Source organism: Catenuloplanes niger (assembly GCF_031458255.1).
Lineage (GTDB): Bacteria > Actinomycetota > Actinomycetes > Mycobacteriales > Micromonosporaceae > Catenuloplanes > Catenuloplanes niger.
Window position 1 is genome coordinate 4,557,119 of record NZ_JAVDYC010000001.1, and the last position, 22,275, is coordinate 4,579,393.

Annotated in this window: 20 protein-coding genes and 1 tRNA gene; 11 read left to right on the forward strand and 10 right to left on the reverse strand. The window is 71.5% G+C overall.

The features are described from left to right. Positions 1 to 4: 4 nt before the first annotated feature. Positions 5 to 1,291, forward strand: coding sequence for a serine hydrolase domain-containing protein (locus J2S44_RS20190; RefSeq protein WP_310416226.1), 1,287 nt, complete (start codon positions 5 to 7; stop codon positions 1,289 to 1,291). A 131-nt stretch (positions 1,292 to 1,422) separates the two neighbouring features. Here J2S44_RS20190 and J2S44_RS20195 read toward each other — a convergent pair. Further along, positions 1,423 to 1,496: transfer RNA gene (locus J2S44_RS20195), tRNA-Pro, on the reverse strand. 73 nt (positions 1,497 to 1,569) lie between these two features. After that, complete coding sequence (locus J2S44_RS20200) at positions 1,570 to 2,463, reverse strand: metallophosphoesterase (RefSeq protein WP_310416228.1); 894 nt, start codon at positions 2,461 to 2,463, stop codon at positions 1,570 to 1,572. A 25-nt stretch (positions 2,464 to 2,488) separates the two neighbouring features. Between J2S44_RS20200 and J2S44_RS20205 the strand changes: the two genes are divergently transcribed. Further along, positions 2,489 to 2,938: a GatB/YqeY domain-containing protein gene (locus J2S44_RS20205; RefSeq protein ID WP_310416232.1), complete on the forward strand. Its 450-nt coding sequence runs from the start codon at positions 2,489 to 2,491 to the stop codon at positions 2,936 to 2,938. Between the two features lie 61 nt (positions 2,939 to 2,999). Here the strand turns inward: J2S44_RS20205 and J2S44_RS20210 are convergent, their stop codons facing one another. Continuing rightward, positions 3,000 to 5,411, reverse strand: a complete 2,412-nt coding sequence (locus J2S44_RS20210; RefSeq protein WP_310429791.1) for a transglycosylase domain-containing protein — start codon at positions 5,409 to 5,411, stop codon at positions 3,000 to 3,002. 489 nt (positions 5,412 to 5,900) lie between these two features. Between J2S44_RS20210 and J2S44_RS20215 the strand changes: the two genes are divergently transcribed. Further along, positions 5,901 to 6,209: a WhiB family transcriptional regulator gene (locus J2S44_RS20215; protein WP_306836035.1), complete on the forward strand. Its 309-nt coding sequence runs from the start codon at positions 5,901 to 5,903 to the stop codon at positions 6,207 to 6,209. Between the two features lie 6 nt (positions 6,210 to 6,215). Here the strand turns inward: J2S44_RS20215 and bagB are convergent, their stop codons facing one another. The 3 genes from bagB to J2S44_RS20230 are packed head-to-tail and all read right to left on the reverse strand — an operon-like array spanning position 6,216 to position 8,900. After that, positions 6,216 to 7,364 carry an ArsA family ATPase gene (gene bagB, locus J2S44_RS20220; RefSeq protein WP_310416235.1) on the reverse strand — a complete coding sequence of 383 codons (1,149 nt, stop codon included), beginning with the start codon at positions 7,362 to 7,364 and terminating at the stop codon, positions 6,216 to 6,218. Positions 7,365 to 7,408: 44 nt separating this feature from the next. After that, positions 7,409 to 8,386, reverse strand: coding sequence for an ATPase BagA (bagA, locus tag J2S44_RS20225; protein WP_310416238.1), 978 nt, complete (start codon positions 8,384 to 8,386; stop codon positions 7,409 to 7,411). Then, complete coding sequence (locus tag J2S44_RS20230) at positions 8,355 to 8,900, reverse strand: Rv0361 family membrane protein (protein WP_310416241.1); 546 nt, start codon at positions 8,898 to 8,900, stop codon at positions 8,355 to 8,357. The genes bagA and J2S44_RS20230 overlap by 32 nt, the downstream gene beginning before the upstream one ends. 121 nt (positions 8,901 to 9,021) lie before the next feature. Here J2S44_RS20230 and sp36 point away from each other — a divergent pair, with 121 nt between their 5' ends. From sp36 to J2S44_RS20260, 6 genes are all read left to right on the forward strand, one after another. Beyond that, entirely contained in the window at positions 9,022 to 9,177 is a 156-nt protein-coding gene (gene sp36 / locus J2S44_RS20235; RefSeq protein WP_306836041.1) for a Sp36 family protein, read from the forward strand. 2 nt (positions 9,178 to 9,179) lie between these two features. Then, the gene (locus tag J2S44_RS20240; RefSeq protein ID WP_310416243.1) at positions 9,180 to 9,662 is read left to right on the forward strand and encodes a RidA family protein; all 483 of its coding nucleotides are present in this window, start codon (positions 9,180 to 9,182) and stop codon (positions 9,660 to 9,662) included. Positions 9,663 to 9,689: 27 nt separating this feature from the next. Further along, positions 9,690 to 10,511 carry an MBL fold metallo-hydrolase gene (locus J2S44_RS20245; protein ID WP_310416246.1) on the forward strand — a complete coding sequence of 274 codons (822 nt, stop codon included), beginning with the start codon at positions 9,690 to 9,692 and terminating at the stop codon, positions 10,509 to 10,511. Next, positions 10,508 to 14,095, forward strand: coding sequence for an adenylate/guanylate cyclase domain-containing protein (locus J2S44_RS20250; RefSeq protein WP_310416248.1), 3,588 nt, complete (start codon positions 10,508 to 10,510; stop codon positions 14,093 to 14,095). The genes J2S44_RS20245 and J2S44_RS20250 overlap by 4 nt, the downstream gene beginning before the upstream one ends. Positions 14,096 to 14,124: 29 nt before the next feature. Next, complete coding sequence (locus tag J2S44_RS20255) at positions 14,125 to 14,547, forward strand: hypothetical protein (RefSeq protein WP_310416251.1); 423 nt, start codon at positions 14,125 to 14,127, stop codon at positions 14,545 to 14,547. A gap of 74 nt (positions 14,548 to 14,621) precedes the next feature. Then, the gene (locus J2S44_RS20260; RefSeq protein WP_310416253.1) at positions 14,622 to 15,584 is read left to right on the forward strand and encodes a serine/threonine-protein kinase; all 963 of its coding nucleotides are present in this window, start codon (positions 14,622 to 14,624) and stop codon (positions 15,582 to 15,584) included. A 146-nt stretch (positions 15,585 to 15,730) separates the two neighbouring features. Here J2S44_RS20260 and J2S44_RS20265 read toward each other — a convergent pair whose 3' ends face one another. Next, a complete protein-coding gene (locus J2S44_RS20265; RefSeq protein ID WP_310416256.1) occupies positions 15,731 to 16,144 on the reverse strand; it encodes a hypothetical protein in 414 nt (137 codons plus the stop codon). Positions 16,145 to 16,328: 184 nt separating this feature from the next. Here J2S44_RS20265 and J2S44_RS20270 point away from each other — a divergent pair, with 184 nt between their 5' ends. Together J2S44_RS20270 and J2S44_RS20275 are read left to right on the forward strand one after the other, a co-directional pair. Next, the gene (locus J2S44_RS20270) at positions 16,329 to 17,243 is read left to right on the forward strand and encodes a helix-turn-helix domain-containing protein (RefSeq protein WP_310416259.1); all 915 of its coding nucleotides are present in this window, start codon (positions 16,329 to 16,331) and stop codon (positions 17,241 to 17,243) included. Then, on the forward strand, positions 17,221 to 17,511 hold the full coding sequence (locus J2S44_RS20275) for a DUF397 domain-containing protein (RefSeq protein WP_310416262.1): 291 nt from the start codon (positions 17,221 to 17,223) through the stop codon (positions 17,509 to 17,511). Before J2S44_RS20270 ends, J2S44_RS20275 begins: the two co-directional genes overlap by 23 nt. Positions 17,512 to 17,632: 121 nt before the next feature. Here the strand turns inward: J2S44_RS20275 and J2S44_RS20280 are convergent, their stop codons facing one another. From J2S44_RS20280 to J2S44_RS20290, 3 genes are all read right to left on the reverse strand, one after another. Next, the gene (locus J2S44_RS20280) at positions 17,633 to 19,651 is read right to left on the reverse strand and encodes an ATP-binding protein (RefSeq protein ID WP_310416265.1); all 2,019 of its coding nucleotides are present in this window, start codon (positions 19,649 to 19,651) and stop codon (positions 17,633 to 17,635) included. Positions 19,652 to 19,658: 7 nt separating this feature from the next. Continuing rightward, complete coding sequence (locus J2S44_RS20285; protein WP_310416268.1) at positions 19,659 to 21,260, reverse strand: acyl-CoA carboxylase subunit beta; 1,602 nt, start codon at positions 21,258 to 21,260, stop codon at positions 19,659 to 19,661. A gap of 130 nt (positions 21,261 to 21,390) precedes the next feature. Continuing rightward, a complete protein-coding gene (locus tag J2S44_RS20290) occupies positions 21,391 to 22,068 on the reverse strand; it encodes a Crp/Fnr family transcriptional regulator (protein WP_033343613.1) in 678 nt (225 codons plus the stop codon). Between the last annotated feature and the right edge of the window lie 207 nt (positions 22,069 to 22,275).

A 22,275-nucleotide genomic window follows, 5' to 3' on the forward strand; every position in this document is an offset into this window, starting at 1 on the left:
GACCATGAGCCCCACCAGCCCGACCGCCCCACCGAGAAGGCGCCGCGGGAACCGGCGCACCGTTGTCGTCGCCATAGCCGCGGCTGTGCTGCCGGCCGCCCCGGGACACGCCGTCGCCGCTTCCGCTGCCACCACCCACCATGCGGCCCCGCCGGCCACCGCCACGTCCGCGCCGGCCGACGGCTCGATGCGGGACGTCGCACAGCGGATGCTGGCCGTCGGCAACCCTGGTTACCTGGCCCGGATCGACGACGGCCGGCGCGTCTCCACCACTGCCGCCGGCGTCGCCGACCTGGCCACCGGCCGCGCGCTGCGGGCGGACGACCAGTTCGAGATCGGCAGCAACACCAAGACGTTCACCGCGACCCTGATCCTGCAACTGGTCGACAGGAAGGCGGTCGAACTCGACTCGCCGGTCTCGGCGTACCTGCCCGGCGTCGTCCCCGACGGCGACGACATCACCGTGCGCATGCTGCTCAACCACACGAGCGGCCTGTTCAGCTACACCGGCGACCCCACGGTGTTGTCCATCATGCAGAACGACCCGCGGCACAACTGGACCGAGCGAGAGCTGCTCACCGCTGCCTTCGCCCATCCGCCGACATCCGCCCCCGGCGAGAGCTGGTCGTACTCGAACACGAACTACACCCTGCTCGGAATGATCGCGCAGAAGCTGACCCGCTCGAGTCTCGCCGAGCTCGTTCACCAGCGCATCGCCCGGCCGCTCGGCCTCCGGCACACCTATTACGCCGACCCGCGGGTCACCGACACCGGCCCGGGATACGCGCACGGGTACGCCATCCACTTCGCCGACGGCACCCCGAGGTACACCGACTACACCGGTGCGAACATCGGCGGCTGGGCCGGCGCCGCCGGGGCGGTCATCTCCACCGCCGGCGACCTGTCACGCTTCTATGCCGCCCTTCTCGACGCCGAGCTGTTCTCCCGTGCGCAGCTCCGGCAGATGAAGACCACCGTCCCCCTGCCGAGCGGGTTTCCCATCGAGGGCGGCTACGGCCTCGGACTCATCAAGTTTGCGACGCCGTGCGGGACGGCGTGGGGCCACGGCGGTGACACCCAGGGCCACCACAGCACGACCGCGGTCTCCGACGACGGTCGCCGCACCGCCATCAGCGACAGCACCGGCAAGGCCGGCGACCTCGCACCCAACGACGGGATCACGCGCTGGACCACCGCGGAGTTCGCCGCCCAGAAGGTGGCCGTCTGCCACATGCTCGACACGCCGGTGCCGGCCTCCCTCGTCCGAGAACTGCACGGCACCGCACCGTAGCGGGACCGGCCCCGCACTGCCGGGCGAGGTCGCTTCGACGGGTGCCGCTCCAGATCTCTCCGGACATGGCCGTACGAAATGAGTCAGGCCCGGCCTCCGTTAGGAGGCCGGGCCTGACCCGCACTTACCGGTCGGGGTAGCCGGATTTGAACCGACGACCTCCTCGTCCCGAACGAGGCGCGCTACCAAGCTGCGCCATACCCCGGGGTGCGGCTCAAATACTATCCGACCGCACCGCCCACGCGAAATCGGTATACCCCTCCGCGTGTTTTCGCAGGTCAGCGGGGGATGAGGGTGAGCAGGGTGGCCTCCGGGGGGCAGGAGAAGCGGATCGGGGCGGTGGGGTGGGTGCCGAGGCCGGCGGAGACGTGGAGCCAGGAGTCGGAGCCGGGCCAGCGGTGCAGGCCCTTGACCATGCTGCGGGGGATGCCGCAGTTGGTCACCAGCGCGCCGTAGAACGGGACGCAGACCTGGCCGCCGTGGGTGTGGCCGGCCAGCAGCAGGTCGAAGCCGTCTGCGGCCATCAGGTCCAGCAGCGGCGGCTCGGGGCTGTGGGTGAGGGCCACGTGCAGGTCGGCGGCCGCGGACGCGGGGCCGGCCACCAGGGGGTAGTCGTCGCGGTCGACGTGCGGGTCGTCGACGCCGACCAGCTCGATGACGCGGCCGCCGGCCTTGATCGTGGTGCGGGCGTTGTTCATGTCCTGCCAGCCGGCGTCGACCAGGACCTGGCGGAGCTCGTCGGCGGGGAGTTCGACGCCCTGGACGTACTCCCGGTCGGGGTTGAAGTAGGAGAACGGGTTCTTGAAGACCGGGCCGCGGTAGTCGTTGGAGCCGAAGACGAACGCGCCGGGCAGGTCCAGCAGCGGCTGGAGCGCGCGCAGCACGCCGGGGACCGCGCCGGGGTCGGCCATGTTGTCGCCGGTGACCACGACGAGGTCGGGGTCGGTGGCGGCGAGCGCGGCGACCCAGCGCTGCTTGCGGCGCTGCTCCGGCATCATGTGCATGTCCGAGATGTGCAGGATGCGCAGTGGCTCGGCGTCGGGATCCAGCACCGGCACGTCGAATCGGCGCAGCGTGAACATGTTGCGCTCGACGAGCGAGGCGTAGGCGAGGGTGGCGGCTCCGGCGGCGACCGTACCGGCGGCCAGGCTGAAAAGGGTGCGCTTCCGCATTCCACCAAGGGTAGTTTCACTGCCCATGGGTACGCTCAAGGACCGCCTCAACGAAGACCTGCACACCGCCATGAAGGCCCGCGACGAGCTGACCACGTCGACGCTGCGGATGGCGCTGACCGCCGTCGGCAACGCCGAGGTCGCCGGGGCGGCCAAGCGGGACCTGTCCGACGACGAGGTGCTCGCGGTGCTGACCAAGGAGGCCAAGAAGCGCCGGGAGTCGGCTACCGCGTTCGCGGACGCGGGCCGCGCCGAGTCCGCGGCGAAGGAGCTGGCCGAGCACGAGATCCTGGACCGCTACCTGCCGAAGCAGCTGACCGACGAGGAACTGGCTGAGATCGTCTCCGGCGCGCTGGCCGGGCTGAGTGGTAAGTCAGCCATGGGCCCGGCGATGAAGGCGGCCCAGGCGGCCGTCGCGGGGCGCGCGGAGGGTGGCCGGGTCGCGGCCGAGGTCCGCCGCCAGCTGGCCGCCTGAGAGAACCACCCACAAGCGCCGGGGGTACGTACCCCCGGCGCTTTTTGATCATGAAGGTGGATCACCCGGGGCGGGCCGAAGCCGATGCCGAGGGTGACGGTGCGGCCTGCCGGGGCGACCGGCCGGTGCTGAGCCGCAGGACGACCACGCCGCCCTCGATGGTGCTGCCGCCCGGTTCCGTGCTCGCGACCGTGCCGGCCGGGCAGTGCGAGTCCCAGCGCCCGGCCGCGACCTGGACCTCGAAGCCGCGCGCGACCAGGCGGGTGCGGGCGTCCGGCTCGGAGTCGCAGCGCACGTTCGGGATGTTCACCTGCTTGCCGTTGATCATCCGCTGGCTGGGCGGCGTGAAGTCCTCGACGTCCAGGCCCTCCATCGCGTCCGCGAGCGTCAGGTAGACGGCCGGGTTCACCGCCTCGGTGTGCGGGTTGCCCCAGCCGTCGCCGCCGCCGCGCATGGTGGTGTTGGCGTTGTCCGTGTCCGCGACGATGCCGGCCACCGTGAGCTGCTTCGTGGTCGCGACGAACGCGGCGGTGCGTTCCCCGTCGGTGGTGCCGGACTTGCCGGCGACCGGGTGGCCGACCGCGCGCCGCACGTACGCGGCCGTGGCGCCCCGGCATCGGGACGTCTCGGAGCGGTCGCCGACCGGGCAGCGCGCCGCGTCGATCGCGGCGCGGGCGACGTCCTTGGCGACGGCCTGGTTGCAGCGTGGCGCGGCGGCCGGCAGCGGCTTGCCCTCCTGGCGGATCTCGATGACCGGGATCGGCTCGCAGTGCCGGCCGTCCGCGGCGAGCGTGGCGTACGCGTTGGCCAGGTCCAGCGGCGTGGTGGAGGAGACGCCGAGCGCGAACGCGCCCCACTGCGAGGCCGCGTCCTCGTCGTCGGCGAACCGGGCGTCGTTCGCCGCGCGGAACTTGATGCCGAGCCGCTTCGCCACGTCCACCGCGTTCTCCGCACCGGCGCGTTCCTGGAGCGGGATGAAGTACGTGTTCACCGACGCACCGAACGCGCTCCACATGTTGTGCACGCCGGCCATGCTCTTGACCGCGTTCTTCGGGCAGTAGAGCGCGCGGCCTGGGCAGGCGGCCGGGCTGGACGCGGCGACGACGTACCGGGAGTGGTAGGTCTCCGGTGCGTAGATCGAGTAGCTGAGCGGGTAGCCCTTCTCCAGCGCCGCGACCAGCGCGAACATTTTGAAGACCGAGCCGCCCTGATATCCGTGCACGTCCGCGCTGCCGGTGATGACCGGGTTCGTGGTGTTCGGGTACGTGCCCTTCAGCCCGTTCCGGCGCTTGACCGGGTCGCTGTTCGGCTCGTTGTGCGCGTCGTCGTTCTTGTAGACCCGGTTCACGGCCAGCGCCCGCACCCGTCCGGTCCCGGGCTCCACGGCCGCGACCATGATGGCGTTGCGGTTGCCGTCCGACGCGCGCTTGTGCACGTGTTTGCGCGCCGCGTCCTGCGTCTTCACGCTCATCGAGGTGACGATGCGGTAGCCGCCGCTCTTCAGCCGCCGCTCCCGGTCGTACGGGGTGTCGCCGAACTCGTCCTGCTCCATCCACCACCGGTAGACGTAGTCGCAGAAGTAGCCCCACTCGTTGTGGGACGAGTTGACGCAGCCGTTCGGCGTGCGCGTGCCGTTGACGGTCAGCGCCGCGGCCTTGGCCCGGGCCGCCTCGGCCGTGGTGACCGCGCCGATCTCGGTCATGTTGTCGATCACGTAGTTGCGCCGGTTGAGCGCGAGCGGCCGGCCGGTCTCCGTGGTCGGGTCGAACGCGGAGGGCGCCTTCACCATGCCGGCCAGCATCGCGGCCTCCTCGGTGTTCAGGTCCTTCGGCTGCTTGCTGAAGTAGACCTGGCTGGCGGCCGAGACACCGTAGGCGCCGTTGCCGAACGGCGCGATGTTCAGGTACCGCTCGAGGATCTGATCCTTGGTCATCTCCTTCTCGACCTGCATCGCGTACCGCATCTCGCGCAGTTTCCGGGCACTGGTGTCCTCGGTGGCGCGGACCACGTCGGCCGGGCGGGTGGCGGAGTAGGAGATCGCCATCCGGACGTACTGCATGGTGAGCGTGGAGGCGCCCTGCTGCGTCGCGCCGGACTTGTTGTTCACGAACGCGCGGGCGACGCCCTTCATGTCGACGCCGTTGTGCCGGTAGAAGTTGTGGTCCTCGGCCGCGATGATCGCGTTCCGCATGACGGGCGGAATGTCGTTGATCTCGACGTCTTTCCGGTTCTCGTCGTAGATCATCGCGACCAGCGTGCGGTTGTCGGACGCGTAGAGATAGGTGTTCTGCGGCGCGCGCCGCACGGTCAGTTCGGTCGGCAGCCGGTCGAACGTCTCGGCGCCGGCCTTCGCGGCCAGCCCGGACATGGCCACCGCCGGGAACGCGGCCGCGGACACCACGATGCCCGCGAGCAGGCCGCAGATGCCCAGTGACGCCGCGCCGGAAAAGACGGTGTGGTCACGTTTCCTGATCCAGCTCACGAGCCCAGGCTACGGCGAAAAAGGGCAATTGCGCATTCTGTCCGGTATGGCACGCGAGGCCGAAAAATGACCGGACGAGCGCGCGTCTCGCCGGCACTTGCATTCGTTGTGCAAGACGCGCGACCCATGGCGTGCGGCTCCGGATCCCGGACCAGTGTGCCGCCTCCCGGCCGCCGGTGACGCCGTTTTCGCGAATCCCGCCCGGCCGCACCTCCAGCCGGATAAGCAGCTCATCGATAAATATCGAGATAATGAGTGAAGAGGGCGAAGTGTCCGACCTGGTCGATTTAACAGACAACGTTGCGTAATCGCCTAACTACGGAGCATGATGTTCCGGAGATCGAATGTCACCCTCCGTGCCGCAAGGATAGCGGGGAGTGACCGGGGGATCTGTGGCCGGTCGGGACGTACCGGCAGGGACATGTACCGCGACCGGGGGAAACGGGTCGGCGGTGGTACAGCTTGGGGGGACGTGCACAGATGGGGATGATCAGCGACTGGCCGACCATGGCGGCGTGTCAGAACGGCGATCCCGACGCGCTCTTCGTGCAGGGGGCGGAGCAGAACGTGGCGAAGAGGATCTGCCGCGGCTGCCCGGTCCGTAACGAATGCCTGGCGGACGCGCTCGACAACCGCATCGAGTTCGGAGTGTGGGGAGGAATGACCGAGCGGGAACGGCGAGCGCTGCTGCGCCGGCACCCGCACGTGGCGAGCTGGCGGAAGATGTTCGAGGCCGCCCTTCGCGAACAGGACAAGAGCCGCACCAACGTACTGGTGCACGCCGGATAACGGAACCTAGGCGAGTGCCTCGCCGATACTTCGCAGCCCGTCGACGTCGTGCACGTCGGCGGGCTGCGCCATCACCGCGACCGTGGGCACCGTGGGGAACGCGTCGGTGAACCGGGCCGCCACCCGCTGCTCCCGCGCTGACTGCTCGGTCAGCGCCGCGTGGATGCGCAACGCGTCCGCGGTGGCCGGGCTCTCCCCGGACGTGTCCAGCGCCGCCGCGGCGGCCAGGCTGTCCGCCGCGGAGAGACCGGCCGCGACCGGCTGGTGCACGCGGTTGAGCACCAGGCCGGCGAGCGGCATCCGGTCGTCGCGCAGCCGCTGCGCGAAGTAGGCCGCCTCCCGGATCGCGTCCGGCTCCGGCGCCGCGACCAGCAGGAACGACGTCTCCTTGGCCTGCAGGATCCGGTACGTCTGCTCGGCGCGCTGCCGGAACCCGCCGAACATCGAGTCCAGCGCGGCCACGAACCCGGACAGCTCACTGAGCAGCTGCGTGCCGATCACCTTCTGCACCACCCGGGAGAAGATCCCGAACGACGCGGTGACCAGGCTGAACACGCTCTTGCCGCCGGTCTTCGCCGGGGCCAGCAGCAGCCGGAGCATCTTGCCGTCCAGGAACCGGGCCAGCCGGGCCGGCGCGTCCAGGAAGTCCAGCGCGGACCGGGACGGCGGCGTGTCCACCACGATCAGGTCCCACTCGTCGCGGGCCCGCAGCTGGCCCAGCTTCTCCATCGCCATGTACTCCTGCGTGCCGGAGAACGTGGAGCTCATCGCCGCGTAGAACGGGTTCGCGAAGATCTCCTGCGCGCGCTGCGGGTCGGTGTGGGCGAGCACCACGTCGTCGAACGTGCGCTTCATGTCCAGCATCATGGCGTGCAGCTCGCCGCCGGTCGCCTCCGTGTCGATGCCCTTGACCTGGCGCGGCGTGTTGTCCAGCTCGGAGAGGCCGAGCGACTGCGCCAGTCGCTTCGCCGGGTCGATGGTCAGCACCACGGTCCGGCGGCCGTGCCGCTCCGCCGCGCGCAGCGCCACCGCGGCCGCGGTCGTGGTCTTGCCCACGCCACCGGCACCGCAGCACACGATGATGCGGGAGTCCGGGTCGGCGAGAATCGCGTCCACGTCCAGGGCCTCGCCGTAGCCCGGCTCCCACGTCGACACAGGCCCTCGATCTGCTGACACGAAACGAGCCTATCGGCCGGACGTCAGCGGAGCAGAGTGTCGGCGAGCACGTCGAGTCCCTCGCGCGTCACCCCGCCCGGCAGCTGCGGCAGCTCGATCGTCGGACGGTCCAGCTCGACCAGCTCCGCGCGCAGCGAGTCCTCCAGCTCGCGCCGCGCCAGGTAGGCCTTCGCCTCCGCGTGCAGCCCGGCCACGGTCGCCCGGTCGGCCGGCAGCCCGGCCGCGGCCAGCCCGCGCCGCAACTCGGCCTGGGTGGGCTTCCCGTCCGCCAGCAGCGGCGGGCGCGCGTTGTTGACGATCACCTTGCCGACCGGGATGCCGAGCTGGTCCAGCTCCACGATCGCGTCCAGCGTCTCCTGGACCGGCATCTCCTCCAGCAGCGTCACCACGTGCACCGCGGTCATCGGCGAGCGCAGCAGCGCGGCCACGCCGTCCGACTGCGTCTTGATCGGGCCCATCTTGGCCAGCCGCGCGGTCTCCGCGGTCACGTTCAGGAAGCGGCCGATCCGGCCGGTGGGCGGCGCGTCCAGAACCACCGCGTGGTACGCCCGGCGCCCGTTCACCGACCGGGTGGTGGCCTCCTTGGCCTTGCCGGTGAGCAGCACGTCACGCAGGCCGGGTGCGATGGTGGTGGCGAAGTCGATCGCGCCCACCTTGCGCAGCGCCCGGCCCGCGGCACCGAGCTTGTAGAACATGTCGAGGTATTCGAGCAGCGCGGCCTCCGCGTCCACGGCCAGCGCGCGGACCTCGCCGCCGCCCGGCACGACGGCGATCCGCCGTTCCTCGTACGGCAGCGGATCCAGGCCGAACAGCTGCGCGATGCCCTGCCGGCCCTCCACCTCGACCAGCAGCGTGCGGTTGCCGTCCCGGGCGAGCGCCAGCGCCAGCGCGGCGGCCACGCTGGTCTTGCCGGTGCCGCCCTTGCCGGTGACCACGTGGAGGCGTGCGGACCAGGACCCCGTCACATGCTCACCCCTTGACCTCGCAGACCCACCACCCATTGTTCTCCACGACCGTGAAGGTCAACGCCTGGTCAGCGGTCTTCTCGTCCGCGGTGACCAGGGTCACCGTGGTGGTCACGGTGGCGGTCTCCTCGGTGGAGTCGGACACCTGCGGCACGGTCCAGTCGAACTTGGGGTCCTGGTACGCCGACGCGTACCCCTTGACCTCCTGGATCTTGGCGTCGATGTCCTCGCTGTCCCGGCTGTCCGCGCAGACGTACTGCGCGACCTCACGGGTGTCCTGGTCGGCGTAGACCGCGGTGAGGAAGCTGTCCACCGCCTGCGCGGGCTCCGGCGCGCCGGTCCCGGACTCCACGGACCGCAGCAGCAGGAACGCGGCCAGGCCACCGCCGCCGCAGAGCAGCACCACGACGGCCAGCACGATCGACGCGATCAGCACCGGGCGTCGCTTCTTCGCCGGCTTCTCCGGCGCCGGGCCGAAACCCTCCTGCGGAGGGGCAGGAGCAGGACCGAAACCCTCCTGAGGGTACGAACCGTCTGGCGGGGTCGTCATCTCACTTCCTCCGGGTCGGGTGCAGCGGGGGCGCTCTTCACCGGGCGTCAGTGACGCCGTCGGCCAGCGTAACCGGAGCGGTCATGCGGGGCTCGGCGACGCAGCCTCTAGGCTGTCGACCATGCAGAAGTGGGAGTACTCCACCGTGCCGCTCCTGACCCACGCCACCAAGCAGATCCTCGACAACTGGGGTGACGACGGCTGGGAGCTCGTGGCGGTCGTGCCGGGCCCGAACCCGGAGCAGCTCGTGGCCTATATGAAGCGCCCGAAGGGGTAATGATGACCGAGCCGATCCTGGGTCCGGTCGACCCGTACGCCAATCTCGCGCAGCTCGGTCTGGTGCTGCCCGAGGTCGTGCCGCCGGTCGCCGCATACGTGCCGGCCGTGCAGTCCGGCAACCACGTCTACGTCTCCGGCCAGCTGCCGTTCGTCGACGGCACGCTCGCCGCGACCGGCAAGGTCGGGGCGGAGGTCACCGCGGAGGACGCGGCGCCGCTGGCCCGGCAGTGCGCGCTGAACGCGCTCGGCGCGATCGAGGCGCTGGTCGGCCTCGGCCGGGTCGCCAAGGTCGTCAAGCTGACCGGGTTCGTCGCGTCCGCACCGGGCTTCACCGGCCAGCCCGGCGTGATCAACGGTGCGTCCGAGCTGTTCGGCGCCGTGTTCGGCGAGTCCGGCCGGCACGCCCGCAGCGCGGTCGGCGTCGCGGAGCTGCCGCTCGGCGCGCCGGTCGAGGTCGAGGTCATCGTCGAGCTGACGGACTGACCTCTTCCGCGCCGTAGGATCGGTGTCATGAGTGGGCCGGGTCACGTGACCGCCTCCGCGGGGGAACTCGCGGAGGCGTTGCCTCGTTGGGTGACGCTGCTGCGCGCGCCCAACCCCGGCCCCATGACCCTCGACGGTACGAATACCTGGCTGCTGCGGGTGCCCGGCGCGGAGCGCGGTCTGGTCGTGGATCCCGGGCCGGAGATCGCCGAGCACCTGGCCGCGATCGCGGAGCGCCGGCCCTTCACCGCCATCCTGATCACGCATGGGCACGCGGACCACGTCGAGGGGGCGCAGGCGCTCTCGACCCGGCTGGGCGGGACACCCGTGCTGGCCGCCGACCCGCGGCACGGTTCGCCGTTCGACGGGCTCACGCCGGACGGCATCGCGGTCGAGGTGCTGGGCACGCCGGGCCACACGCACGACTCGGTCAGCTTCGTGGTGAGCCACGGCGACGAGCGCGTGGTACTGACCGGGGACACCGTCCTGGGCCGCGGCACGACCGTGGTCGCCTGGCCGGACGGGCACCTCGGCGACTATCTGGCCAGTCTCGAGCGGCTCTCCGCGTACCGTGGCGTCGTCGCTCTTCCGGGCCATGGCCCGGCGCTGACCGACACCGGCGCGGCGGCCGCGTTCTATCACGCGCACCGGCTCGCCCGCCTCGACCAGGTGCGGGACGCGGTGCGCGCCGGCGCGACCACGGCGCCGGAGGTGGTGGCGCGCGTCTATGCCGACGTCGACCGCTCGCTGTGGTGGGCGGCCGAGTGGTCGGTCCGCGCTCAGCTCGATTACCTGCACGGACTCGACGGGGAATTCCCCAGCGGATCCGCCGGGTTGGACCCACCGTGACGTGTCCGGTGTGTGGGACGGTGGCGGTCCCGAACGCGCGGTTCTGCCACAACTGTGGCGCGGCGCTGCCCGCCGTCGCCGATACCGCCGCCGCGCTCCCGGCGGCCGAGCGCCGCGTCGTGACCGTGCTCTTCGGTGACCTCTCCGACTTCACCTCCTGGTCGGAGGAGGTCGATCCGGAGCGCGTCGGCGCGGTGACCGACCGGGTGATGGCCGCGCTGGCCGGCGCCGTGAAGACGTTCGGCGGGCACGTCGACAAGCTCACCGGCGACGGCATCATGGCGGTCTTCGGCGCACCGGTGGCCCACGAGGACGACGCGGAGCGCGCGGTCCGGGCCGCGCTCTCCATGCAGCGCGCGGTCCGCCGGGTGCTGGACGACGAACGCGGCGGCGGCGCCCCGCTCGGCCTGCGCGTCGGGCTGAACACCGGCGAGGTGGTCGCCGGCATCCAGGCGTCCCTCGAGTACACGGTCATCGGCGACACCGTGAACACCGCGGCCCGGCTCGCGGACGCGTCCGCGATCGGCGCGGTCTACGCGGGCGAGACGACCATGAACGCGACCCGGCACCTGGCGTCCTGGCGGCAGCTGCGCCCGCTCAAGCTGAAGGGCAAACGGCAGCCGGTTCCCGCGTTCGAGCTGCTCGGCCTGCGGGACGCGCCCGGCACCCGGTCCGGTCTCGGCGACGAGGCACCGTTCGTGGGCCGCGAGGCGGAGCTTGGCCGGGTCGCCAGCCGGCTCGCCGAGGTGATCGACCGCAACGAGCCCGGCGTGCTGATCATGACGGCCGAGGCCGGGCTCGGGAAGACCCGGTTCGGCGCGGAGGCGGAACGGCTGGCCGCCGCGTTCGAGGGCACCGGCGGCGCGACCGTGCTCGCGGTCAAGTGCGCCGCGTTCGGCGAACGCCGCCGGCTGGCCCCGCTGGCCGACCTGGTCCGGTCCGCGATCGGCCTGCCGCACGAGCCGTTCACGGCCGCCACCCGGGCCGCGGTCGAGGAACGGGTCCGCCGGGTCGCCGCCCGCCTGGCGAGGACGTCGCCGGACACGCCGGTGTCGGTGGACGCGCTGATGACGCTGCTCGGCTACGGCGACACACAGTCCGCGACCGGCGCACCGGACTGGTCGTCGCAGGACATCCCGGCGCCGCCGGACGCGGAGGTGCTCCCGGCCGCCGTGTCCGTGCTGCTCAGCGCGCTCGCCGCGGAGGCGCCGCTGTTCGTGGTGGTGGACGACCTGCACGACGCCACGCCGGAGACGATAGAGGCGCTCGGCGTCACGCTCGGCCGGCTCGCCGGTCCGGTGCTGGTGCTGCTGCTCGGCCGGCCGGAGCTGGTCCGGACCGCCGGCATCATGACCCGGATGTCCGAGGCCGAGGTCTACTCGCTGCCGCCGCTGCGCGGTGCCGACGCGTCCCGGCTGCTGACCTCCTATCTGGAGGGCGGGAAGCTGCCGCCGGAGGACACCGACCGGCTGCTCGCCACCGCACAGGGCAACCCGTTCTACCTGGCCGAGCTGGTCACGCTGCTGATGGAACGCGGCGCGCTGAAGGCGGCGGGCGGTGCGAACCCGGCCGGCAGGTGGCGGCTCTCGGCCGGCTCGCTCGACCGGCAGCTGCTCTCCCGCGACCTCGCGGCCGTGCTGGCCGCGCGCATCGACGCGCTGCCCGCGGACGCGCGCGCGGTGCTGCGCGACGCCGCGGTGATCGGCGACCAGGTCGCCACGGCCACGCTGCACGCGCTGTGCGGGCGGCACCCGGGCGACTTCGAACGGGCCGTGGAGGAGCTGCTGCAGCGGCGCATGCTCACCCGTACCCGCGGCGGTTTCGCGTTCAGCACGCCGCTGATGCGGGAGGCGGCGTACGCCGGGATCGGCAAGGCCGACCTGGCCGAGCGGCACTCGTTCCTGGCCCGCTGGGCCGCGTCCGAGGAGGACGAGGTGGAACCGCTGCTGTCCAGCGGGTTCGCCGGCCCGAGCGGCATGACCGAGGACGCGCGGGACCTGTTCGTCGCGCACCACGTGGAGTCCGCGCTGCGCCTGGCGGACGCGGTCGGCCTGCGCACCGACTCGGACGTGCGCGACGTGGTGCCGCTCGGGGTGGCCGCGCTCAGCCGGGCCACCCGCCGCGCGCACGCGATGGGCGAGCCCGGCCTCGCGGTCGACTACGCGGAGCGGGCCACCGCGCTCGCCGACGACGCGCTCTCCGAGATCGACCAGCTCGTGCACGCGAACGCGCTGATGCAGAACGGCCGGATCACCGAGGCGCTGGACCTGGCCGAGAAGCTCAGCGCGAACGCGGGCGACGACGGGGCCTGCCGGTCCGGCGCGCTGCTGATCGCCGGCCAGGCGCACCGGCTGCTCGGCGACGGTCAGCGCGCGGCCGAAGCCTGGCAGGAGGCGCTGGCCGTGGCCACGGACGCGGGCCTGCCGGCCGAGCGCGCGGAGGCGATGCGCCGGCTCGGCATGAACGACTTCTTCACCGGCCGGCTCAGCCAGGCCAGCAGCCGGTTCGCGGCCGCGTTCCAGGTCACCAAGACCGCGGGTGACCGGCACGGGCAGGCCTGGTCGCTGCAGGACCTCGCCTGGGTGACCACCGCGCGCGGCGACTTCGCCGGCAGCGAGGCGGTGCTGGACCGGGCCACGAAGCTGTTCGCGGAGCTCGGCGACCCGGTCGGGCACGCCTGGGTGCGCGGCACCACCGCGTTCTCCCGGCTGCTCGCCGGCCAGCTCGGCGAGGCACGGCGGCTGGCCGGCTCGTTCCTGCCGTTCGGCGAGCGGCTCGGCGAGGCCTGGGCGGTCGGCACGCTGCGCGCCGTGGACGCGTTCGCGGCGGCGGAACTGGGCGACCTGGTCGACGCGGACCACCAGGCGCGGGTGGCGTACCGGGACTTCAGTGAGATCTCCGACGACTGGGGGCGCGGGCTCGCGCTCTCCGTGCGCGGCGCGGTCGCGCGCGGCCTCGGGCAGTGGGAGCACGCGCACGACCTGCTCACCGACGCGCTCGGCTACAGCCAGCGCACCACGCACCCGCTGCTGCTCGGCATCGCGGGCACCATGCGCGGGTTCGTCCGGCTGCGGCTCGGCGACGTGCCGGGCGCGGAGGCGGACGCGCGGTCCGTGCTGACCGCGGTCGAGCCGCACAACCCGCTGGCACCGGCGCAGGTCGGCCCGCGGGTGCTGCTGGCCGCGGTGCGGCTCACCGCCGGCGACGCGCTGACCGCGGTGGGGCTGCTGGCGCCGATCGCGGCGAGCCGGGCGCCGTCGCTGCTCTTCTCCCGCCGGGACGCGGTCGCGACGTACGCGCAGGCGCTGCTGGCCGAGCGGCAGTCGATGCAGGCGCTGGACTGGGCGCGGCGGGCGGTGGCGATGCCGGCCGAGGACGTGCGCAGTGGCGTGCGCGCGCACCGGGTGCTGGCGGCCGCGCTGCTGGCCAACGACGCGCCGGAGGAGGCGTGCGAGGCCGCGGCCGAGGCGGTGCGGCTGGCGTACGCGAGCGAGCAGGTCAGTGAGCGGGCCGAGGCGGACGCGATGTTCGATCGACTCAGGCCTTTGGAGGATGACCTCACTCTGGAGCAGCCGCTAGCATGATCCGGCCATAGACCTTTGTGGAGGATCAGATGAGGCTGCCCAGGTCCATAGCCGGATGGACGATGGCCGTCTTCGGCCTCCTGGCGATCGTGATGGGCGCGACCGGGCTGATCCGGCCGGAGGCGATGCTGAGCAGCCTCGGATTCGAGGTCGTCCCGGCCGCGGACCGGGCCGCCGGCGACTACACGCGCGTGTTCATCATCGCGTCGTCGATGGCCAGCTTCAACATGGGCGTCTACTACCTCGTCTCGGTCTGGACCGAGTGGCGGGCGTTCTACCTCTTCACCGTCGTGTTCCGGTTGGTGACCTGCACGGTGTTCACGACGCTGGTGCTCACCGGCGAGGCACCCGACCGGTTCCTCGGCGTCGCGGCCTGGGAGGGCGTCGGCGCGCTCGCGACCGGCATCGGCCTGTGGGCCGACCGGCGGCATCGCGTATTTTCTAATCCGTGACCGGCGACTCGGATCGGCCACCGCCGCCCGCGACCGGGTCCGGCGGCAATGAACACGTGCCTGTTGTGCCCGGAATGACGGATCTGCGGAAGTTTGCCCGTGGTGGGTACGCCACGATCTACCGGGCCACCCAGATCTCCGTCGACCGCGAGGTCGCGATCAAGGTGGAGAACCGCGCGCTCGGCGACGACCGCGACCGCGCCCGCTTCCTCCGCGAGGCCCGCGCCGCCAGCCGCATGTCCTCCCACCCGCACGTCGTCGACCTGTTCGACGTCGGGGTGACGGCGGACGGCCACCCATACCTGATCATGGAGCTGTGCGACGGGTCGTACGCCAACCGCGGGCCGCTGCCGGCCGGTCAGGTGCGGTCGGTCGGCATCAAGATCGCTGACGCGCTCGCCGACGCCCACGCCGAGCAGGTGCTGCACCGCGACGTGAAACCGGCCAACATCCTGTACTCCAAGTTCAACGAGGCCGTCCTGGCCGACTTCGGCCTGGCCGTGCTGGCCGAGATGCGCGACCCGAACGTGACGCTCGAGGTGCTCACGCCGGCGTACGCGCCGCCGGAGATGTTCCGGGCGTCCCGGCCGTCGGCCGCGGTGGACGTGTACGCGCTGTGCGCCACGCTCTACGCGATGCTGCGGGGGAAGCCGCCGCGCTGGGACAACGACCGCAACCCCAGCCTGCTCACCATCATGGACATGTTCAACCAGCCCATCCCGGACCTGCCGAACGTGCCGGGCGAGCTGACCGCGGTGCTGCGGCGGGGCATGGCGAACGAGCCCGGGTCGCGGCCGAGCGCGGAGCAGCTGCGCGACATGCTCTACGAGGTGCGGCTGCCGTCCGGCGGCGCCAACCCGTACCCGAACCCACGCCCGGAGACCCACCACGCCCCCCAGAACCGGCCACCGCGCCAACCGGGCCGGGTCTACCACGGCGACACGTACACCCCACCCCGCCCGCCACACGGCGACCCGCACCCCACGGTCCCCAACCCGGGCTTCCGCAGCTGGTTCCGCCGCCTGATGGGTTCCTGAACCCCTTCCGCGGGCGACCCGCGCGAGCGACCCCGGCCGCGTCCCGGACGCCGGAGCGGACCGGCCCGGTCGTCCCGATGCCTCGACACATCAGGTCGGTGCGGGCCGGACGGTGATCATCTCGGCCGGTCACGACCCGGGCGGGTTCATCGACGGCACAGGCAGACCGTGACGGTCAGGCCGGCCAACCCACCGGGCCCGGCGAGCGACAACAGAAGGCCGAGCTGGGTAGGCAGTTGAACGGCCAGGTGGTTGATCAGGACGGCCACCAGGAGTACGGCAGCCACGAAGAGCGCAAGCAGTACTCCTACGGAGGCCAGGAAGCCCAGCAGGATCACGATCGACCGGTGAGCGTGTGAGGCGCTCTGCTCGGCGAAGCTCCACCGTCGTTCCAGAAAGGCGACCACGTCGGCGCTGACGTGGCGCTGGTTCCATGCGTGCGGTTCGAGGGCCTCGATGGTTGCCGAGGCCGCTGCCTCCGTCCCCGCCGCGGCCTCGTCGTGCGGCTCTCCGACATCGTCGTCCCGGCCCGGCCGGGCCGGGTGATCGCCAGCGTTCATGGTCCCCCCAAGTCCTGCGAGTCGCCCTGACCACCGGACCGCATCGATCTTCGGGCCGTTATCGTGGCTTGCCTCGCGAGCGACACCTCACGTGTAAAACCCACGGTCGCAAGTGAAACTCGCACGTGCAACTATGTGCATCCGCCGATCTATGCGGTAATTTCGCAGGCGAGGTGGTGTTCTGGTGGCAGCCAGAGAGCGGGGTCGCATTCTGCGAGGCGGCAATCCGCTGGCGCAGCGGCGGGTGCTCGGCGAGGAGTTGCGCCGGCTGCGGCAGCGGTCGAATCTCACGGCCGATCAAGCGGGTTCCATGATCGACCGATCCGGCTCGTGGATAAGTCGCCTTGAACTGGGTTTGATCGGCCTCCGGCCTCGCGATCTAAAAGACCTTCTCGAAATTTACGGAGTTCGTGAGGCGAGCGTAAGAAATGAACTCGAGGCGCTGGCGGTGGCGGGTCGCAGACGGGCTTGGTGGAGTTCTTACCGGGACGTGCTCAGCGAGTTCTACACCACGCTGATCGGCCTGGAGGACGAGGCGGCGGAGATATACGAGTTCCAGGACCGAGTCATTCCGGGCCTTGTGCAGACCGAAAGTTACATGCGCACTCTGTACAGCCACTATGCCAATCTTGCGCCGCATGTGTACCCGTCGGTGGATCGACTCATCGAGGTGCGTCTCGAGCGACAGAAGGTGTTGCATCGAGCTTCTTCGTCTCCCGCATTCGAGGTCGTGCTCGACCAGGCGGTCCTCCATCGGGTGTTCGGCGACCGTGCGGTGCACCGTGAGCAACTCGAGGCACTTCTCGCCGCAGGTAATTCCGGTGTGGTCAGTATTCGCCTATTGGCGTTCGGTGACATTCGCGCTCCGGCATTCTACGAACCGTTTGTTCTGATAAGGTCCTCGAGCGGCCGTTTGACCGCCGTCGTCGAGTCAGGCTCCGGTCGAGGCTCCATCGTCGCAGGCGGTAGCGCGGGCATCTACGAGGATGCTTTTAAATCTCTATCGCGTGACGCGCGCGATGCGGAATCGTCGCTGCAGCTGCTCGAGGCGATTCTTCATTCGAACGGAGATTTCCATGAACAAGTCCGGCCTCACTGAGAATTGGCGCAAGAGTACGCACAGTCAGCACTCCGGTTGTGTGGAGGCGCGGACCGAGAGTGGATTTGTGCAGGTACGGGACAGCAAAATCCCGGACAGTCGGTTGCTGTCTTTCCACGACCGTTGCTGGACGGCATTCGTGGGTGCCGTGTGCGCCGGAACGATCTCTCATCTGCCGGTAATCGGATTGTTCGTCGCGGCATCTTTCGTCGCGCAACTCGGTTGGCCCGGTGCGGTCGTGGCCGGGACAACAGACATGATGCGCTAGATCGCTGAAACGTCCGGCCCACTCGCTCGGCTGCGCATATGCGTGCCGCCGAGTGAGTGGACCGGATATGCGCCCGGCGAGACGCGTCACGCCGCAAGCGGCGCGAGCCGGTGCGGGGTCCTCAGTCCGGGTTGAGGACGGCCAGCAGGGTGCCGGCGGCGACGTGGATGCCGGGCTGGACCGGGACCGAGGCGACCACGCCGGCGGACGGGGCGTGGACCGGGTGTTCGACCATCGAGGACTCGAGCGTCAGCAGCAGGTCGCCGGCGCGGACGCGCTGGCCGGGGACGACCATGACGCGGGCGATGGCGCCCGGCAGCGGCGCCGTCAGCGAACCGTCGGTCAGCTCGGACGGTCGCGGGAAGCGGGGGAGTTCGGTGAGGGCGACCGAGCCCTCCGGGCTGTCGACGTAGGAGACGTCCTGGACCCGGTGGACGCCGAAGGCGAGGCGGATGCCGTTGACGTCGAGGACGACCCGGTCGGGGGCGGCGGAGACGACGGCGACCGGCGGGTGGTCGTCGGTCAGCGGTGGGGCGCCGAGGCCGGCCAGGTCGAGTTCCTCCGGGTCGACCGCGCGGACCCACCAGCCGGCCAGTTCGCCGGTGCGTTCCAGGCGGTAGCCGACCTCGACCGGGCCGGCCGGGCCGTCGTAGACGGTGATCTGGGCGCCGCTGGGGACGTTGCGCCAGCCGGACGGGATGGTGGCCAGCACGGGACTGGCCGCGCGGCGGGTGGCGGCACCGGCCAGGGCGGCGGCGAGGCAGGAGACGCGGACGGCGTCGACCGAGGAGAGCAGCGGCGCGAAGACCTCGGGGTGCCGGTCGAGGAAGTTGATGTCGACGTTGCCGGAGCGGAACGCGGGGTGCCGCAGGACCCGTACCAGCAGGTCCCGGTTCGTCACGACGCCGTGGACGTGTGAACGCGTCAGGGCGGCGGCGAGCATGCGGGCGGCCTCGTGCCGGGTCGGGGCCCAGGCGACCAGCTTGGCCAGCATCGAGTCGTAGTAGACGCCGACCATCGAACCGTCGGCGACGCCGGTGTCGAGGCGCAGGCCGGGCTGCAGCAGCGGTTTGAACGAGCCGGCCACGTCCGGGATGTGGAAGCGGTGCAGCCGGCCGGTGGACGGCAGCCAGGCGTACGCGGGGTCCTCGGCGCAGAGCCGGACCTCGATCGCGTGGCCGCGGACCGGCGGCGGCGCGTTCATCGGCAGCGGGGAGCCCTCGGCGACCAGCAGCTGCAGGCGCACCAGGTCGAAGCCGCCGACGCACTCGCTGGTGGCGTGCTCGACCTGCAGCGCGGTGTTCATCTCCAGGAAGAAAAAGTCGCCGGACGGCGCGAGCAGGAACTCGACGGCACCGGCACCGACGAAGCCGGACGCGCGGACCACGGCGGTCGCGACCGTGCACAGCTGGGCGCGGAGGGTGGGCGCGACCGCGGGGGACGGCGTCTCCTCGATCAGCTTCTGGTTGCGGCGCTGGATCGAGCACTCGCGCTCGCCGAACGTGATCACGCCACCGGTGGAGTCCGCGACCACCGGGATCTCGATGTGCCGGGCCCGCTCCACGTACGGTTCGGCCAGCGCGGTGCCGTTGCCGAACAGGCCGGCGGCCTCCCGCCGGACCGCGGCGAACGCGTCCGCGAGCGTGTCCGGGTCGCGGACGAGGCGCATCGCCCGTCCGCCGCTGCCGACGTCCGCCTTGACCAGCACCGGGAAGCCGGGCACGTGCTCCGGTTCGCCGAACGCGGGCAGCATCGGCACGCCCGCGTCGGCCAGCAGCGCACGCGACTCCAGCCGGGAGGTGAGCAGCGCGATCGCCTTGGGCGGGGCACCGACCCAGGTCAGGCCCGCGTCGATGACCGCGGCCGCGAAGTCGGCGCTGTCGGCGAGCAGGCCGTAGCCGGGGTGCACCGCGTCCGCGCCGGTCTTCCGCGCGGCACCGAGGATCAGGTCACCCCGGAGGTACGTGGCGGTCGGCGCGTTCCCCGGCAGGTGCACCGCGTAGTCGGCCTCGGCCACGTGCGGCGCCTGGGCGTCCGCGTCGGAGTAGACCGCGACCGTCTCGATGCCGATCAACCGGCAGGTCGCGAAGATCCGCCGGGCGATCTCTCCGCGATTGGCGACCAGGAGTCGTCGGATCATCAAGTCCTCACATCCGGAAAACGCCGAACCGGTCGGCGCCACCGACCGGGCCACTGTGGATCGCGGACAGACACAGCCCGAGTACGGTCCGGGTGTCCCGCGGGTCGATCACGCCGTCGTCGTGCAGCCGGCCGGAGACGAACAGCGCGGCGGTCTGCGCCTCGACCTGCCGTTCGACGTTCATCCGTAGGTTCCGGTCGAAGTCCTCCTCGTACCGCTGGCCCTTGACCTCGGCGGCCTGCCGGGCCAGCGCGGTGAGCACGCCGGTGAGCCGTTCCGGCGCGAGCGCGGCCGACCGGGCGTTGGGCCAGCTGAACAGGAAACGTGGGGCCATGGCACGGCCGGACATCGCGTACGCGGCCGGGCCGTGCGCGGCGCCCAGGTTCACGGCCAGGTGTGGCACGCCGGACGCGGCGACCGCGCCCATCAGCGCGGCCGCGTGCTTGACGATCCCGGCCTGCTCGAACTCGGCGCCGGTGACCAGGCCGGACGCGTTCTGCAGGAACAGCAGCGGCGTGCCGGACGCGTTCGCCAGCTGGATGAACTGCGTGGCCTTCTGCGCCTCCGCGGAGGCCAGCAGGCCACGCGCGCTGGCCAGCACGCCGACCGGGTAGCCGTGCACCTCGCCCCAGCCGGTGACGAGCGCGGTGCCGTAGCCGGGCTTGATCTCGTCGAAGTCGCTGGCGTCCAGGATCCGGGCCAGCACCTCACGCGGGTCGAACGGGGTGCGCTCGTCCGCGGACGGGATCGCCAGCAGGTCCTCGGCGTCGTACTTGGGTGGCGCGGGGAGCGCGGTGCGCGGCGACGGGCCGAGCTTGCGCCAGTTCAGCCGGCGCATGCACTGGCGGGCCAGGCGTACCGCGTCGCGCTCGTCCTCGGCCAGGAAGTCGGCCAGGCCGGAGCGGGTGGCGTGCATGGCGGCACCGCCGAGTGCCTCGCCGTCCGGGATCTCGCCGGTCGCCTCCTGCACCAGCCGCGGCCCGGCCACCGAGACCTTGGCCTGCCCACGGACCAGCACCGTGTAGTCGGAGAGGCCGGGCAGCCAGGCGGCCACGTCCACCGCGTCGCCGAAGACCACGCAGACCGTGGGAATCCGGCCGGCGGAGAGCCGGGCCAGGTCGCGCAGCACGACACCGCCGGGCACGAACGCCTCGGTCTGGGCGGGCAGGTCCGCGCCGGCGGACTCGACCAGGCTGATCAACGGCAGCCGGTTGGCCAGCGCGATCTCGCCGGCCCGTTCGATCTTGCGGAGTGCGATCGGGTTCAGCACGCCGGCGCGCACGGTCGGGTCGTGCGCCACGATCACGCACTCGACGCCCTCGACCACGCCCAGACCGGTGACCACGCCGGCGCCGACCGGGTGGTCGGTGTGCCAGCCCGCGACCGGGGACAGCTCCAGGAACGGCGCGTCCTGGTCGAGCAGCAGGTCGATGCGTTCGCGGGGCATCAGCCGGCCGCGCGCGTGGTGCCGGGTGACGTGCCGTTCGCCGCCGCCGGCGCGTGCCAGGTCCAGCGCGTTCGCCAGCACGCCGAGGCGCTCCAGCATCGCGTCCCGGTTCTCCTGGTACGTCGGGTTGCGCGGATCGATGGCGGTGTCGAGGACAGCCATGTGCAACCCCTCTACGTCTGTGCGGCCCGGCCCTGTTGCCACACGTCGTAACGAGCGACCCGCAGGGGCGAAACGCGCCGAGCCCCGGCGGGTGATCCCGCCGGGGCTCGAAACGCTGAAGGGTCAGTCGCTAGACACGGGCCCGGCGGGCCAGGCGCTCCGGGTCCAGGATGATCACGCTCTTGCCGTCCAGGCGCAGCCAGCCGCGCGACGCGAAGTCGGCGAGCGCCTTGTTGACGGTCTCCCGGGACGCGCCGACCAGCTGGGCCAGCTCCTCCTGGGTGAGGTCGTGCGTGACGCGGAGGACGCCCCCGTCGCGGGTGCCGAACCGGCCTGCCATCTGCAGGAGGTTCTTGGCGACCCGGCCGGGGACGTCGGTGAATATGAGGTCGGCCAGGTTGTCGTTCGTCCGTCGCAGTCTGCGGGCGAGCACCCGGAGCAACTGCTCCGAGATCTCCGGGCGGTTGTGCAGCCACGGCCGCAGCGCCTGCTTGCGCAGCCGCGCCAGCCGGGTGTCGGTCACCGCGGTCGCCGTCGCGGTACGCGGGCCCGGGTCGAACAGCGAGAGCTCGCCGAGCATGTCCGACGGACCCATGATCGAGACGAGATTCTGCCGGCCGTCAGCCGCGCGCCGCCCGAGTTTGATCTTGCCGGACAGTACGATGTACAGGCTGTCCCCGGGCTCGCCCTCGTTGAAGACGACCTCGCCCTTCCGGATCTCGAGGGTCTCCATCTCCTTGGCGAGCGCCTCGGCCGCCTCAGGATCAACCCCCTGGAAGATCCCGCTGCGGGCCAACACCTCGTCCATGCGCACCTCCGCCAAGCGCCGAGCTGTTTCTGCTACCGGTCAGAACCTGGATGGCCGGTGAAGCCTTCGCGCGCAGTCAGTCTAGGCGCACGCGGGCCGGAATCGGGCGTGCACCCCAGGAATCTTGATCCGGAAGCGTAACCAACCAGACCTCAACGGACGGTAACATCCGGCGCCCGTCAGCTCTAGAGCGAAGATCACGCTCCG

Coding starts and splice junctions, on each gene's coding strand:
- J2S44_RS20190 (WP_310416226.1), top strand. CDS start 5: ATGAGCCCCACCAGCCCGACCGCCCCACCGAGAAGGCGCCGCGGGAAC.
- J2S44_RS20200 (WP_310416228.1), bottom strand. CDS start 2,463: ATGCGGAAGCGCACCCTTTTCAGCCTGGCCGCCGGTACGGTCGCCGCC.
- J2S44_RS20205 (WP_310416232.1), top strand. CDS start 2,489: ATGGGTACGCTCAAGGACCGCCTCAACGAAGACCTGCACACCGCCATG.
- J2S44_RS20215 (WP_306836035.1), top strand. CDS start 5,901: ATGGGGATGATCAGCGACTGGCCGACCATGGCGGCGTGTCAGAACGGC.
- bagA (WP_310416238.1), bottom strand. CDS start 8,386: ATGGGTGGTGGGTCTGCGAGGTCAAGGGGTGAGCATGTGACGGGGTCC.
- J2S44_RS20230 (WP_310416241.1), bottom strand. CDS start 8,900: ATGACGACCCCGCCAGACGGTTCGTACCCTCAGGAGGGTTTCGGTCCT.
- sp36 (WP_306836041.1), top strand. CDS start 9,022: ATGCAGAAGTGGGAGTACTCCACCGTGCCGCTCCTGACCCACGCCACC.
- J2S44_RS20240 (WP_310416243.1), top strand. CDS start 9,180: ATGACCGAGCCGATCCTGGGTCCGGTCGACCCGTACGCCAATCTCGCG.
- J2S44_RS20245 (WP_310416246.1), top strand. CDS start 9,690: ATGAGTGGGCCGGGTCACGTGACCGCCTCCGCGGGGGAACTCGCGGAG.
- J2S44_RS20255 (WP_310416251.1), top strand. CDS start 14,125: ATGAGGCTGCCCAGGTCCATAGCCGGATGGACGATGGCCGTCTTCGGC.
- J2S44_RS20260 (WP_310416253.1), top strand. CDS start 14,622: ATGACGGATCTGCGGAAGTTTGCCCGTGGTGGGTACGCCACGATCTAC.
- J2S44_RS20265 (WP_310416256.1), bottom strand. CDS start 16,144: ATGAACGCTGGCGATCACCCGGCCCGGCCGGGCCGGGACGACGATGTC.
- J2S44_RS20275 (WP_310416262.1), top strand. CDS start 17,221: ATGAACAAGTCCGGCCTCACTGAGAATTGGCGCAAGAGTACGCACAGT.
- J2S44_RS20280 (WP_310416265.1), bottom strand. CDS start 19,651: ATGATCCGACGACTCCTGGTCGCCAATCGCGGAGAGATCGCCCGGCGG.
- J2S44_RS20285 (WP_310416268.1), bottom strand. CDS start 21,260: ATGGCTGTCCTCGACACCGCCATCGATCCGCGCAACCCGACGTACCAG.
- J2S44_RS20290 (WP_033343613.1), bottom strand. CDS start 22,068: ATGGACGAGGTGTTGGCCCGCAGCGGGATCTTCCAGGGGGTTGATCCT.